The sequence below is a fragment of the Pseudonocardia alaniniphila genome, from assembly GCF_022524485.1.
GTDB classification, from domain to species: Bacteria; Actinomycetota; Actinomycetes; order Mycobacteriales; family Pseudonocardiaceae; genus Pseudonocardia; species Pseudonocardia alaniniphila.
Genome location: NZ_JAKXMK010000017.1, coordinates 173,931 through 187,259 on the forward strand (window position 1 = coordinate 173,931; position 13,329 = coordinate 187,259).

Sequence of the window (13,329 nt, forward strand, 5' to 3'; positions counted from 1 at the left end):
GCCTCAGCCGGCCGGGGGCACGAGGTAGCGGTACTGGTGATGCTCCACGTAGCCGAGCCGGTCGTAGAGCGCCACCGCCCCCGTGTTGTGCAGCGCCACCTGCAGCACTGCCCAGCGCGCGCCGTGCTCGCGGCCCCACTCCGCCGCCGAGGCGAGCAACACCGTCGCGAGCCCTTGCCGCCGTGCCGCCGGTGCCACCTCCAGCACGGACACGTGCAGGTGGTCCTCCACCACGGTCGCCCGCACCGACCCGATGACCGTCCCGTCCGGGCCGGTGATCTGGCCGAACGCGGTGCGAGGATCGCCGCCCGGATCCAGGACGTGCCGCTGCGCAGCCGTCGGGAGGGCGCCGAGCGCCAGCCGCCACCACCCGTCGGAGGGACGCTCGGGCAGCTCCACACGCGGGTCGAGGGTGCCCCGCAGCGGCGCCACCAGCACCGCGACCTCAGCGCCCCTCTCGTGTGCCACGTCGAGCCCCCAGCCCTCGGCCGCCACCGCCTTGTCCCACGGCGAGCCCACCGGGACGTGCACGCGTGCCCGTATCCCGTGCTCGCGGGCGAAGGCGCGCACGGCGTCGAGGGCCGCCGGGACGGGCATCCCCGGGTCCCCGATCGCGAGCGCGGAGTTGGCCCGGCCGGTGAAGCCGTCCGCGGCGCGGAGGCGCCAGGCACCGAGCGGCCGGTCCACCACGGCGGGCCAGGCGTCCGCGCAGAGGGCCTCGAGCCGTGTCACCGCAGCAAGCGGGGCCCGTCGTGGTGGCGCGGGTGGCACGACGCGCACGGCGACCACGGCGGCGCGCTCGACGCGGACGGGGCCGCGCCGGGTCTCCACCAGCACCGCACCAGGGCCGTCCGTACGGAGCTCGCCGACGGCGTCGGTGTAGAGCGGCCTGCCGTCGCGGTCGCCGATCCGGTACCGCAGCGACACCCGCTCGCCGATGAGCTCGCTCGCTATCTCCACCAGCGCCATCTGTCCAGGATCCGCCTGCCGGTACGAGCCTCGTCACACTCCCCCGACTCCCGCTCGAAACGGCAGCCGGGACATACTGGAACCCATCTGAACGCCCGAGTGGAGGACCACCCGTGACCTACGTGATCGCCGAGCCCTGCGTCGACCTACTGGACAAGGCGTGCATCGAGGAGTGTCCGGTGGACTGCATCTACGAGGGCGGCCGGATGCTCTACATCCACCCTGACGAGTGTGTCGACTGCGGAGCGTGCGAGCCGGTCTGCCCCGTTGAGGCGATCTACTACGAGGACGACGTCCCCGAGCAGTGGAGCGCGTACACGAAGGCGAATGTCGACTTCTTCGACGAGCTGGGCTCGCCCGGCGGTGCGTCGAAGATCGGCAAGGTCGAGCGCGACGTCGAGCCCGCGCTGAGCCTGCCGCCGCAGCAGCACGACGAGTGAGGAGACTCGAACCTGTGACAGCCGCTGCAGCATGGTGAAGATCGACCTCCCGGACTTTCCCTGGGATTCCCTCGCCGAGGACACCAAGCTCGCCAAGGCCCACCCCGGCGGGATCGTGGATCTGTCGGTGGGCACTCCCGTCGACCCCGTTCCGGACGTGGTGCGGTCAGCGCTCACCGGCCCGGCTGCGGACGTCCCCGGCTATCCGACCACCCACGGACCCGACTCACTGCGCGAGGCGATCGCGGGCGCCATGGCCCGCCGGTTCGGCGTCACGGTCGATCCGGTCGCGGTCGTGCCCACGATCGGTCTCAAGGAGACCGTGGCCTGGCTGCCGACGATGCTGGGCGCCGGTGCGGGCGACACGGTCGTGATCCCGGAGCTGGCCTACCCGACCTACGAGGTCGGTGCCCGGCTGGCCGGTGCCGACTTCGTCCGCTCGGACTCCACCATCGCGCTGGGTCCGCAGCGGGTTGCCCTGGTCTGGCTGAACTCTCCTTCCAACCCGACGGGGCGGGTGCTGCCGGCCGAGCACATGCGCAAGGTCGTGGAGTGGGCCCGCGAGCGCGGAGCCGTGGTGGCGTCCGACGAGTGCTACCTCTCGCTCGCGCCCGCCGAACAGCGTGCGGTGTCGGTGCTGCATCCCGACGTCTGCGGTGGCTCCCACGAGGGCCTGCTGGCCCTGCACTCCATGTCGAAGACCTCGAACATGGCCGGTTACCGCGCCTCGTTCGTCACGGGTGACCCAGCGCTGGTCGCCAGCCTGCTGGAGCTGCGCAAGCACATCGGCATGATGGTCCCGCGGCCGGTGCAGGCGGCGCTGGCCGCCGCGACGTCCGACGACGCGCACGTGACGGCGCAGGCCGAGATCTACGTCCGGCGCCGGGCCACGCTGCGGGCCGCGGTGGAGGCCGCCGGCATGCGCGTGGACCACTCCGAGGCCGGGTTGTACCTGTGGGCCACCGCGGGGGAGGACTCCCGGTTGACGGTGCACAGGCTGGCGAAGCAGGGTGTCCTGGTGGCGCCAGGCGAGTTCTACGGGCCGGCCGGAACCCAGCACGTGCGGGTCGCCCTCACCGCGTCCGACGAGCGGATCGCGGCGGCGGCGGAGCGGTTACCAGCGGCGTGACCACCGGCTCCGGGACAACGTCGTCCAGCGGGGCCGGAGCGGGAACAGTCCGGCCGGCCGTCGTGCTGCTCGGGTTGCTCGCCCTCGCGGTGAACCTCCGTGCGGCCCTGGCGGGCTACCCACCCCTTCTGGAGACCGTCCGCGAAGATCTCGGGACGTCCTCGGGTGTCGCGGGGTTCGTGCAGGCCTCCGCCGTGTTGATGATGGCTGTCGGCTCCTTCGCAGGCTCCGCGCTGGGCGCCAGGTTCGGCCGGGAACGTGCTCTGGGCGTCTCCGTCGTGATCCTCGCGCTGGGCAGCGTGGTGCGCGGCGTTCCGGCGCTGGCCTCGCTGATCGTGGGGAGCCTGCTGGTCGGGCTCGGTATCGGGCTTGCCGGCGTGCTGCTCGCCGGTGTCGTCAAGGAACATCTCGCGGAGCGGGCAGGCGCCGTCACCGGCGGCTACGTGGTCTCGATGGCGATCGGCGCCACGGTCGCGAGCGCCGTGGCCGTGCCGCTGGCAGCGGCGCTCGGGGGCTGGTCGTTCTCGCTCGCGGTGTGGGCCGTGCCCGCTGCGCTCGCCGTGGTGATCTGGGTGCCGGTGGCGCGGCGCGTGGGCGCGCCCGACCGGACCGCCGTACGTCATCCGCTGCCATGGCGCCACGGGTTCGCCCGCATCGCAGCCTGCTACCAGGCCGGTACATCACTGCTGTTCTACGGCTGGATCACCTGGTTGCCGCCGTACTACGAGTCGCACGGCTGGAGCCCGCAACGCGCAGGCCTGCTGCTCGCCGTGTGGAGCGTCGCGCAGATCCCCGCTGCTCTCATCGCCCCGACCCTCGCGGAGCGGCACCGGCGCTGGCGGTTCTGGGCCGGGCTGACGCTCGGCTGCGTCGCGGTCGGCACGCTCGGCGTGATGCTGTTTCCGATGCCGGGTACCGCCGTCCCGTGGATGTGGGCGGTGCTGTTGGGCATCGGGGTCGGGGCCGGATTCCCGCTCGGCCTCACCGTGATCGCCTGGCGCACACCCGACGGTGCGGCGAACGCGGCCACCAGCGGGCTCGCGCTCGGTGTCGGGTACATCAGCGCGGGCCTCGGCCCGTTGCTGATGGGAGTGCTGATCGACCTCACGAAGGGCTTCCCCGCCGCGATCGCGGTGCTGCTGGCCGCGGCCGCGCTCCAGGCCTGGGCGATCTGGCGGATCGGCGACCGACCGGTCGCCTGACCCGTCAGTTGTGGTGCAGGGCGGTATTGAGTGCGATCCCCTCACCGGTGCGGGCCAGCACCTCGACGGCGCCGGTCACCGAGTTGCGGCGCAGCAGCATGCCGTCCTGCCCGGACAGGGTGCGGGCGGCAGCCGTCTCCCCGGACGGGAGGACCACCTTGGTGCCCGCGGTGACGTACAGCCCGGCCTCGACCACGCAGTCGTCACCCAGCGAGATGCCGATCCCGGCGTTGGCCCCGAGCAGGCACCGCTTGCCCACCGACACCACCGCCTTGCCGCCCCCGGAGAGGGTGCCCATGATCGACGCGCCGCCACCGACGTCGGAGCCGTCACCGACGACGACGCCCGCCGAGATCCGCCCCTCGACCATCGACGCACCGAGCGTGCCCGCGTTGTAGTTGACGAAGCCCTCGTGCATGACGGTGGTGCCCTCGGCCAGGTGCGCTCCCAGCCGCACCCGGTCGGCGTCGGCGATCCTGACGCCCGTGGGGATCACGTAGTCGACCATCCGGGGGAACTTGTCCACACCGAGCACGGTGACCGGCCCGCGGGCGCGCAGGCGGGCGCGGGTGAGCTCGAAGCCCGGCACCGCGCACGGACCCTGGTCGGTCCACACGACGTTGGCGAGCAGCCCGAAGACCCCGTCGAGGTTCGCCTCGCGGGGTGCGACGATGCGGTGGCTGAGCAGGTGCAGCCGCAGGTACACGTCGTGCGGGTCGGCAGGCGGGTCGGCGAGCGACTCGATGGCCGTGCGGACCACGACGGTGCGTACCCGGCGTGCCTCGTCGGTGCCCACGAGGTGCTCGAGGTCGGCCGCGACGTCCGGTGCCTGCCCGCCGAGTGCCGGCGCGGGGAACCAGGTGTCGAGGACGACGCCCTCGGTGCCGTCGGTGGGCACGGTGACGGTGGCGAGGCCGGTACCGGAGGCGCCCTCCCGGCGCGGTGCGGTGCTCACAGCGGCCAACGGTATCCGGCACGGGGCGGTGACCGCGGGCCGCCCGACGGCTCTGGAGGTAGCGTCGCCGTTCGTGACGATCCCCGTGCTGGACCTCACCTCCGATCCCATCGACCTGTGCGCCGCGCTGGTCGACGTGCCGAGCGTCTCCGGCGACGAGGCCACGCTGGCCGATGCCGTCGAGCTGGCGTTGCAGAAGCAGGCTCCCCATCTGGAACTGCTCCGCTCCGGCGACGCGGTGCTGGCCAGGACGAACCTCGGGCGCGAGCGGCGGGTGCTGCTCGCCGGTCACCTCGACACCGTGCCGATCGCCGACAACGTGCCCAGCAGGCGCGAGGGCGAGCTGCTCTACGGCTGCGGCACCACGGACATGAAGTCCGGGGACGCGGTACTCGCACACCTCGCGGCCACCCTCACCGACCCGCGCCACGACCTCACGCTCGTGTTCTACGACTGCGAGGAGGTGGAGGCCGCCCGCAACGGGCTGAACCGGATCGAGCGCGAGCACCGCGACTGGCTGCGCGCCGACCTCGCGATCCTGGCCGAGCCGACAAACGCGGGCGTGGAGGCGGGCTGCCAGGGAACTCTGCGCGCCGAGATCACCACGCGCGGGCGGCGCGCCCATTCGGCACGGTCGTGGCACGGCAGCAACGCGGTGCACGCCGCGGCCGCGGTGCTCGAGCGTCTGAACGCCTACACCGCGCGTGAGGTCGACATCGACGGCTGCGTCTACCGGGAGGGGTTGCAGGCCGTCCGGATCGACGGTGGCGTGGCCATGAACGTCGTCCCCGACGAGTGCGTGGTCACGGTGAACTTCCGCTTCGCACCCGACCGGGACGGTGCGGCCGCAGAGGCGCACGTGCGCGAGGTGTTCGACGGGTTCGAGCTGGCCGTCACCGATCTCGCGCCCGGTGCGCTGCCCGGCCTGACGGAGCCCGCCGCCGCCGAGTTCATCGCGGCGACCGGCGCCACGCCGTCGGCGAAGTTCGGCTGGACCGACGTGTCGCGCTTCGCTGCGCTCGGCATCCCCGCGGTGAACTACGGGCCCGGCGACCCGAACCTCGCGCACACCCGCGAGGAGCACGTCGACACGCGGCAGATCACCGACGCCGTGGCCGTCCTGCGGCGGTTCCTGGCTCCCTGAGAGCCGGTGGGCGGGTGCGGGCGCGGACGGTACGGATCTCATTACTCTGACTGACATGACCGCGAGGGGGAACGGGAGCTCCGACAGGACGCAGCCCGAGCAGAAGCAACGGGGCCCCGTGGTACTGCGACGTGAGTACCGCAACGAGAGCTCAACCACCGACCAGCGGCTGCTGGATTCCCGCGGCCCCAGCGACTGGGTGCACACCGACCCGTGGCGGGTGCTGCGCATCCAGGCCGAGTTCGTCGAAGGCTTCGGCATGCTGGCCGAGCTGCCTCGGGCCGTCACCGTGTTCGGGTCCGCCCGCACCCCTCGCGACCATCCCGAGTACGCCCAGGGCCAGGAGCTGGGTGCGGCGCTGGCGGAGGCCGGGTTCGCGGTGATCACCGGGGGAGGCCCCGGTGCGATGGAGGCCGCGAACAAGGGCTGTTCCGAGGCGGGCGGCCTCTCCGTCGGGCTCGGCATCGAGCTCCCCTTCGAACAGGGGCTCAACGACTGGGTCGACGTCGGCATCAACTTCCGCTACTTCTTCGCCCGCAAGACGATGTTCGTCAAGTATTCGCAGGCGTTCGTCTGCCTGCCGGGCGGCTTCGGCACCCTCGACGAGCTGTTCGAGGCGCTCACCCTGGTGCAGACGAAGAAGGTCACCAAGTTCCCCGTGGTGCTCCTGGGCAGCGAGTACTGGGGCGGGCTCTACGACTGGATCTCGGGCACCGTGCACGAGAGCGGCAAGGTCGGTGAGAAGGACCTGTCCCTCCTGCACGTCACCGACGACGTCGACGACGCCGTGAAGATCGTTCAGGAGGCGTGGCGGGCGTGGGAGGAAGCGCATTGAGCGAGCTTGCGAGCGAGACGTCGGCACCGGGCGAGCTTGCGAGCGAGACGTCGGCACCGGGCGAGCTTGCGAGCGAAAGGTCGACACCGGGTAAGCAGGGTTCGTTCGCCGTCTGCGTCTACTGCGCTTCGATCGAGGGCATCCCGTCGTACTACCTGGAGCTCGCCGCGGAGGTGGGCCGGGAGATCGCCACGCGCGGCTGGGAACTGGTGTCCGGCGGTGGGCGATCGGCCATGATGGGCGCGGTCGGTGCGGCGGCACGAACGGGCGGGGCACGCACCACCGGGGTGATTCCGCGTGCGCTGGTGGAGCTCGAGTGGGCCGACCACGACTCCGACGAGCTGCTGCTGGTCGACACCATGCGTGAGCGCAAGGCGCTCATGGAGGCGCACGCCGACGCGTTCCTCACCCTGCCCGGCGGGATCGGGACGTGCGAGGAGCTCTTCGAGGTCTGGACCGCGGGCTATCTGCGGATGCATGCCAAACCCGTGGTGCTGCTCGACCCGGACGGCCACTACACAGGGCTCCTGGACTGGGTGCGCGGGCTGGGGGAGCGTGGGTTCGTGCGGCCGGAGGCGCTGTCGCGGCTCGTGGTCGCCACCGACGTGACCACCGCCCTCGACGCCTGTTGGAAGCCTGAGGAGACCTGACATGCGCCTCGGCTCACGGGTCGTCGACAGCTCCGCGCGGCTCGTCATGGGCATCGTGAACGCCACCCCCGACTCCTTCTACGACGCCGGGCGCGACTACGAGCTCGAACGCGCGCTCGACCACGTCGAGGAGATGGTCGGGCAGGGCGCCGACATCATCGACATCGGTGGGGTCAAGGCCGGCCTGGGCGAGGACGTGACGCCCAGCCAGGAGATCGCACGTGTCGAGAGGCTGGTCTCCGCCGTGCGGTCGGCTCATCCCGACATCGTGATCAGCGTCGACACCTGGCGGGCCGAGGTCGCACGTGTCGCGTTGCCCGCGGGTGCCGACCTCATCAACGACGCCTGGGGTGGGTACGACCCCGAGCTGGTGGACGTCGTGGCGGAGTTCGATGCGGCGGTCGTCTGCACCCATACGGGTGGTCTCACCCCGCGCACCTATGCCCGCCGGGTCCGTTACCCCGATCTCGTCGGCGATGTCACGAGCTACCTCGTCGGCCTTGCCGAGCGCGCCCGCGCCGCAGGGGTCCGGGAGGACGGGATCATCCTCGACCCGGGCCACGACTTCAACAAGAACACCTGGCACTCGTTGGAGCTCACCCGCCGGCTCGACGAGCTGGTGGCGCTGGGCAGGCCGGTGCTCGTGGCCACGTCGAACAAGGACTTCATCGGCGAGACCCTCGGGCTCCCGAAGTACGAGCGCCTGGAAGGCACGCTCGCCACGCTGGCCATCTGCGCATGGCACGGAGCGCAGATCTTCCGGGTGCACAACGTCATGGAGGCGCGGCGCACCGTCGACATGGTCGCCTCGATCACCGGTCATCGCGTGCCGGAACGGGTCACCCGGACGTTCGCCTAGGCAACCACCAGCAGATCGCAAACCTGCCTCAACCGGAAACGTGTTCGTAGCACGAGGTTGCGGTTTCGCCACCTACCGTCGGCATGACCGCGCCGATCGCGGGGTATCAACCCGTTGGTTCGAAGTGCTCGCGCGCCGCGCGACCGGCCCGCGTCGTCCGCAACCGGCCGTCCGACCGGCACCGACCGCGTCATGGCAACGAGGCTGCCCCTTCGACCGTGCAGGAGGGTCCAATGGACCGCATCACCGAGGAGTGGTTCGTCCGTCGAACGTGGCAGGAACCGGCCTGGCGCGTCGACGAGCTGGTGGCCGCGAAGGAGGGCAGGCGGGTCTCCGTCGTGCTGCCCGCGCTCGACGAGGAGGCCACCGTCGGAGCGATCGTCGCTGCGATCGTGCCGCTGACACTGGGCCCGAGGCCGCTGGTGGACGAGCTGGTGGTCGCCGACTCCGGGTCGACCGACCGCACGGCCGAGGTCGCGGCCGCGGCAGGCGCCACGGTGGTGCTGCGCACCGACGTGCTCCCGGACCTGACGCCCGTGCCCGGTAAGGGTGAGGTGCTGTGGCGATCGCTGGCCGCCACCACGGGCGACATCATCTGCTACCTCGACTCCGATCTGGTCGACTTCGACGCCGGGTTCGTCCCGGCGCTCCTCGGCCCGCTGCTCACCGAGCCCGGCGTCGCGCTGGTCAAGGGTTTCTACCGGCGTCCGCTGCGGCTGGAGACCACGGAGGTGGACAGCGGCGGCGGCAGGGTCACCGAGCTTCTCGTGCGGCCACTGCTCGCGGCGCTGCGACCGGAGCTCGCCGGTGTCGTCCAACCGCTGGGCGGGGAGTACGCCGGTACGCGGGAACTGCTCGAGTCGGTGCCGTTCGCCGCCGGGTACGGCGTGGAGATCGGGCTGCTGCTCGACACCTACGCCACGGCGGGCCTCGATGCGCTGGCGCAGGTCAATCTGGGTGTGCGCAAGCACCGCAACCGGTCGCTGCTGCAGCTCGGGGTGATGGCGCGGCAGATCCTCGCGGCCGCGCTCACCCGCTGCGGAGTGCCCGACACGGGTGCGGCGATCACGCAGTTTCTGCAGGTGGACCGCGAATGGTTGCCGTCCGTTACGGAAATCGGCCTTACCGAGCGACCCCCGATGCGCGAGGTGCTCGTGCGCTGACCGGGCCTCCGTGGTCTGATTGCCCGAGTGGGGACCGCGCTCATCTATCTGTTGGTCGTCGCGGCGGTGGCTGCGGCCGTGTTCGGGCTGGCCGCGGTCGTGTTCGGGCGTGGCGAGGAGCTGGCCCCGCTGCCTCCGGGCGCCACGCCCACCCGGTTGCCGGCCGGTGAACTCGACGGTGAGGACGTCCGCGAGCTGAGGTTCCAACAGGCGCTGCGTGGCTACCGGATGGACGAGGTGGACTGGGTGCTCGACCGGCTGGCCGACGAGCTGGACCGCGCCGGGGTGGAACGCGACGGGTTGCTGGCCCGGGTCGCCGAGCTGGAGGCGGAGCTGGCCGGCACCGGGCTGTGGCGCGACGGGGACCGGTGAGCGAACTTGCGGTTGATACAGCGCCTGGGCGCGCGGTGAGTTCCCGGAGAGAGCTGACGGTGCCGGTCGACGTCGAGGCGCCGGCCGAGGCCGTGTGGCGTGCCGTCACGGACTGGGAGGCGCAGGGCGAGTGGATGCTCGGCACGAGGGTCCACGTCATCAGCGGAGGTGACGGCCGGGAGCAGGGTGCGCGGTTGCGCGCGGTCACCGGTGTCGGACCCCTCGGGTTCACTGACACCATGGAGATCGTCGAGTGGACCGAGCCCCCCGGGAACGGGCCCCGGCGCTGCGTCGTGCGGCACACCGGCAAGGTGGTGCGTGGCGACGGGGTGTTCGAGGTCATCGAGCTGTCACCCACCCGGTCCAGGGTCCTGTGGTCGGAGCTGCTCGACCTGCCGCTGGGCTCCCTCGGCCGGTGGGGCTGGCCGCTCGTGCGGCCCGCGTTCCGCGCAGGTGTCGCCCACTCCCTGCAGCGGCTGGCGCGGCTATGCGAGGCGAGGTATCGCGCCGGTGCCTGAGCTGGACGGACGGGTTCGCTGTGGCTGGGCCGGCAGCGCCCCGGAGTACATCGCCTACCACGACGACGAGTGGGGCTGCCCGCTCCACGGCGTCCACGCCTTGTTCGAGCGGCTGAGCCTCGAAGCGTTCCAGTCCGGGCTGTCCTGGCTCGTCATCCTGCGCAAACGGCCCGCGTTCCGCCGCGCGTTCGCCGACTTCGACCCCGCTGTGGTGGCGCGATTCGGCGACGCGGACGTCGCCCGGCTCCTGACCGACGCCGGCATCGTCCGCAACCGGGCGAAGATCGAGGCCACTGTGCACAACGCACGTCAGGTGCTGGAACTGGACCGGCCGCTCGACGAGCTGCTGTGGTCGTTCGCACCCGATCCGGGCGTCCGTGCACGCCCGGCCACGCTCGCCGAGGTGCCCGCCACCACGCCGGAGTCCACGGCGATGGCCAAGGAGCTCAAGAGGCGCGGAATGCGGTTCGTCGGGCCCACCACGTGCTACGCGCTGATGCAGGCGGCCGGGCTCGTCGACGATCATGTCGCAGGGTGTTGGCGTGCCTCGTCCCTGTGACCACTCCGGGCACACATCGGGGAGTTGATCGCTCCGGTTACACCCCTGTCCGGCGGATGAGGAAAGATGTTCGCAGCATCCCCGCCGCGCGCTTCCCCCGGCGCAGCGGCGCACCCTGCAAACGACGACGGAGGGAGCAGGAGATGGCGGCGATGAAGCCCCGGACCGGCGACGGTCCCCTGGAGGTGACCAAGGAGGGTCGGGGCATCGTGATGCGCGTCCCCCTGGAGGGTGGCGGCCGCCTGGTCGTCGAGATGTCTGCCGAGGAGGCAAGCGACCTCGGCGACGCGCTGAAGGCCGCCTCTGGCTGACGAGCACGAGCCCCGCGCGAGGGGGGTGCCCGGTTCTCTCGAACGGCACCGGCGAACGGTCCCGCACCCGTCCGCCGGTGCCGTTTGCGTTGTGCGTGTCGGCGACCCTGGATGCAGCGCGCTACCGCCGGCCCGCCGCCTCGGCCAGCGTGCCGCTCTGCCCGTCGAGCGTGACGAGCTGGATCGAGACTGTGCCGCAGACGCAGCGCCGGTAGCGCACCCACCCCTGAGACGTGGAGTGGGTGGACAGGATCACCGCCTCGTCGACCGGCCATCCACAGCGTTCGCACCGCATCGGCGCCGCCCTCCTGTAATAGGTATCCTCGTTTGAGAGGTTACAGCGGATTCGGGTGGGGTGTAATAGGCCAGTGAACTTCATCGGTTACCGCAGTGACGCGCTGGGCGCAGCCGTCGAGCTCGTCAACGAGGTCTCCGCGAGCCGGGTCGAGGAGCCGGAGGTCGACGAGGAGTCGCCCGACCGGATGAGGACGGTGCTGGTGGCCAACGGCTACCTCGCCGGGGGAGCGCCGGCATCGGTGGAGCCCGCCCTGCGCGCGTGGGCACGCAGGCTGCGCACGGTGTTCGACGTGTCGGACGTCGAGGAGGCCGCCGTGGCGGTCAACGCGCTGCTCGCCGACGTCCGGGTCGAGCCACACCTGTCCAACCACGACGGACAGGGCTTTCATCTGCACTACTCGCCGCCCGAGGCGGACGTCGTGGACCGGTTGCGCGCCAGCACCGCGTTCGCGCTGGCGATGCTCGTGTCCGAGTACGGCATCGACCGGCACGGGCGCTGCGCTGCGGAGGGATGCATGAAGGTGTTCGCCGACACGTCTCGCAACGCCGCCCGCCGCTACTGCTCGCCGGCGTGCGCCAACCGTTCCGCGGTGGCCGCGCACCGGGCCAGGGCGCGCGCCGCCGGCACCCGCTCGCGCTGACGGCGACCGGCCTACAGCCCCTGGTAGATCTCCACGGTGCGTGCGGCGGCCTGCTCCCACGAGAACTGCCGCTCGGCCCGCGCCCGCCCCGCCGCTCCCATCGCCGCGGCCCGGTCCGGGTGTGCCAGCAGCGTGTTCACCGCCCCGGCGAGACCGGTGCGGAACTTCTCGACCTCGTGCTCGTCGAAGTGCACGAGCAGGCCCGTCTCGCCGTCGGCCACGACCTCCGGGATACCGCCGACGTCCGAGGCCACCACGGCGGTGCCGCAGGCCATCGCCTCCAGGTTCACGATCCCGAGCGGCTCGTACACCGACGGGCAGACGAACACCGTGGCGGCGGAGAGCAGTTGGCGCACGTCGGCGGTGGGCAGCATCCGGCGCACCCACACCACCCCGGACCGTGCTGCGCTCAGTTCGGCGACGGCCTTCTCGGTCTCCTCGGCGATCTCCGGCGTGTCGGGGGCTCCGGCGCACAGCACGATCTGGGCGTCGCGGTCGATCTCATGAGCCGCGGCCACGAGGTGGGCGAGACCCTTCTGCCGGGTGATGCGCCCGACGAACACCACGCTGGGCCGGTCCGGGTTGACGCCGGCCGCGCGGACCGCGTCGCGGCCGGGATCGGGGTGGTAGAAGACGGTGTCGATGCCGTTGTGCACCACATGCACCCGCGCCGGGTCCAGTGCCGGGTAGCAGTCGAGCACGTCGCGGCGCATGCCGTCGCTCACCGCGATCACGGCGTCGGCGTTCTCGTAGGCCGTGCGCTCCACCCACGACGAGAGCCGGTACCCGCCCCCGAGCTGCTCGGCCTTCCACGGCCGGCGCGGCTCCAGCGAGTGCGCGGTGACCACGTGCGGCACCTCGTGCAGCACCTTGGCCAGGTGCCCGCCCATGTTCGCGTACCAGGTGTGGGAGTGGACGAGGTCGACCTCGGAGAGGGCCGCGACCATCGACAGGTCGACGCCGAGCGTCTGTAGGGCGGGGTTCGCTCCGGCGAGCACGCTCGGCACCTCGTGCGCGTACGTGTCCGGCCGGCCGGCGCGCGGCTCGCCGAAGCAGTGCACGTCGACGCCGACGAGCTCGCGCAGCGCCGGCACGAGGTGCTCGACGTGCACGCCGGCTCCTCCGTAGACGTCAGGGGGGTACTCGCGGGTGAGCAGGCCAATGCGCACACCCGGGACGTTAGGCCATTCACCGGCAATCGGAATGGGTCCATCCGAGGCATGAATGTTCGCTCTTTGGACGCTTCCTCCGGTGGCCCGCCACGGTGGGAGAGCACTAGGGTCGG

General features: G+C 71.8%; 17 protein-coding genes. 13 read left to right on the forward strand and 4 right to left on the reverse strand.

What is annotated here, in order from left to right; all coding sequences use genetic code 11:
- Positions 1–3: 3 nt before the first annotated feature.
- Positions 4–969 (reverse strand): GNAT family N-acetyltransferase, encoded by a 966-nt coding sequence (locus MMF94_RS21030; RefSeq protein ID WP_338104279.1) that lies wholly within the window; start codon positions 967–969, stop codon positions 4–6.
- Between the two features lie 113 nt (positions 970–1,082).
- Here MMF94_RS21030 and fdxA point away from each other — a divergent pair, with 113 nt between their 5' ends.
- Genes fdxA through MMF94_RS21045 form a run of 3 tightly spaced genes read left to right on the forward strand, consistent with a single transcriptional unit; the run spans position 1,083 to position 3,740 of the window.
- Complete coding sequence (gene fdxA / locus MMF94_RS21035) at positions 1,083–1,409, forward strand: ferredoxin (RefSeq protein ID WP_169396823.1); 327 nt, start codon at positions 1,083–1,085, stop codon at positions 1,407–1,409.
- Between the two features lie 31 nt (positions 1,410–1,440).
- The gene (gene dapC / locus MMF94_RS21040; protein WP_241038822.1) at positions 1,441–2,538 is read left to right on the forward strand and encodes a succinyldiaminopimelate transaminase; all 1,098 of its coding nucleotides are present in this window, start codon (positions 1,441–1,443) and stop codon (positions 2,536–2,538) included.
- Entirely contained in the window at positions 2,535–3,740 is a 1,206-nt protein-coding gene (locus MMF94_RS21045; RefSeq protein WP_241038823.1) for an MFS transporter, read from the forward strand. Before dapC ends, MMF94_RS21045 begins: the two co-directional genes overlap by 4 nt.
- Positions 3,741–3,744: 4 nt before the next feature.
- Here MMF94_RS21045 and dapD read toward each other — a convergent pair whose 3' ends face one another.
- A complete protein-coding gene (gene dapD / locus MMF94_RS21050) occupies positions 3,745–4,704 on the reverse strand; it encodes a 2,3,4,5-tetrahydropyridine-2,6-dicarboxylate N-succinyltransferase (RefSeq protein WP_241038899.1) in 960 nt (319 codons plus the stop codon).
- Between the two features lie 70 nt (positions 4,705–4,774).
- On the opposite strand from dapD, the gene dapE reads away from it, so the two are divergent.
- From dapE to MMF94_RS21095, 9 genes are all read left to right on the forward strand, one after another.
- Positions 4,775–5,839 carry a succinyl-diaminopimelate desuccinylase gene (dapE, locus tag MMF94_RS21055; RefSeq protein WP_241038900.1) on the forward strand — a complete coding sequence of 355 codons (1,065 nt, stop codon included), beginning with the start codon at positions 4,775–4,777 and terminating at the stop codon, positions 5,837–5,839.
- A gap of 55 nt (positions 5,840–5,894) precedes the next feature.
- Positions 5,895–6,674: an LOG family protein gene (locus MMF94_RS21060; protein WP_241038824.1), complete on the forward strand. Its 780-nt coding sequence runs from the start codon at positions 5,895–5,897 to the stop codon at positions 6,672–6,674.
- On the forward strand, positions 6,671–7,324 hold the full coding sequence (locus MMF94_RS21065; RefSeq protein WP_277398779.1) for an LOG family protein: 654 nt from the start codon (positions 6,671–6,673) through the stop codon (positions 7,322–7,324). The genes MMF94_RS21060 and MMF94_RS21065 overlap by 4 nt, the downstream gene beginning before the upstream one ends.
- A gap of 1 nt (position 7,325) precedes the next feature.
- Complete coding sequence (gene folP / locus MMF94_RS21070) at positions 7,326–8,183, forward strand: dihydropteroate synthase (RefSeq protein ID WP_241038825.1); 858 nt, start codon at positions 7,326–7,328, stop codon at positions 8,181–8,183.
- Positions 8,184–8,416: 233 nt separating this feature from the next.
- Entirely contained in the window at positions 8,417–9,346 is a 930-nt protein-coding gene (locus MMF94_RS21075) for a glucosyl-3-phosphoglycerate synthase (protein ID WP_241038826.1), read from the forward strand.
- 27 nt (positions 9,347–9,373) lie between these two features.
- Complete coding sequence (locus MMF94_RS21080) at positions 9,374–9,718, forward strand: DivIVA domain-containing protein (protein ID WP_241038827.1); 345 nt, start codon at positions 9,374–9,376, stop codon at positions 9,716–9,718.
- A 35-nt stretch (positions 9,719–9,753) separates the two neighbouring features.
- Positions 9,754–10,236, forward strand: coding sequence for an SRPBCC family protein (locus tag MMF94_RS21085; protein ID WP_241038828.1), 483 nt, complete (start codon positions 9,754–9,756; stop codon positions 10,234–10,236).
- Entirely contained in the window at positions 10,229–10,795 is a 567-nt protein-coding gene (locus MMF94_RS21090; protein ID WP_277398780.1) for a DNA-3-methyladenine glycosylase I, read from the forward strand. The genes MMF94_RS21085 and MMF94_RS21090 overlap by 8 nt, the downstream gene beginning before the upstream one ends.
- A gap of 143 nt (positions 10,796–10,938) precedes the next feature.
- Positions 10,939–11,106: a DUF3117 domain-containing protein gene (locus MMF94_RS21095; RefSeq protein ID WP_084211001.1), complete on the forward strand. Its 168-nt coding sequence runs from the start codon at positions 10,939–10,941 to the stop codon at positions 11,104–11,106.
- Positions 11,107–11,227: 121 nt separating this feature from the next.
- Here the strand turns inward: MMF94_RS21095 and MMF94_RS21100 are convergent, their stop codons facing one another.
- A complete protein-coding gene (locus tag MMF94_RS21100) occupies positions 11,228–11,401 on the reverse strand; it encodes a hypothetical protein (RefSeq protein ID WP_241038829.1) in 174 nt (57 codons plus the stop codon).
- 73 nt (positions 11,402–11,474) lie between these two features.
- Between MMF94_RS21100 and MMF94_RS21105 the strand changes: the two genes are divergently transcribed.
- Positions 11,475–12,044 (forward strand): CGNR zinc finger domain-containing protein, encoded by a 570-nt coding sequence (locus MMF94_RS21105; protein WP_241038830.1) that lies wholly within the window; start codon positions 11,475–11,477, stop codon positions 12,042–12,044.
- A gap of 11 nt (positions 12,045–12,055) precedes the next feature.
- Here the strand turns inward: MMF94_RS21105 and glgA are convergent, their stop codons facing one another.
- Positions 12,056–13,213 carry a glycogen synthase gene (gene glgA / locus MMF94_RS21110; RefSeq protein WP_241038831.1) on the reverse strand — a complete coding sequence of 386 codons (1,158 nt, stop codon included), beginning with the start codon at positions 13,211–13,213 and terminating at the stop codon, positions 12,056–12,058.
- Positions 13,214–13,329: the final 116 nt, after the last annotated feature.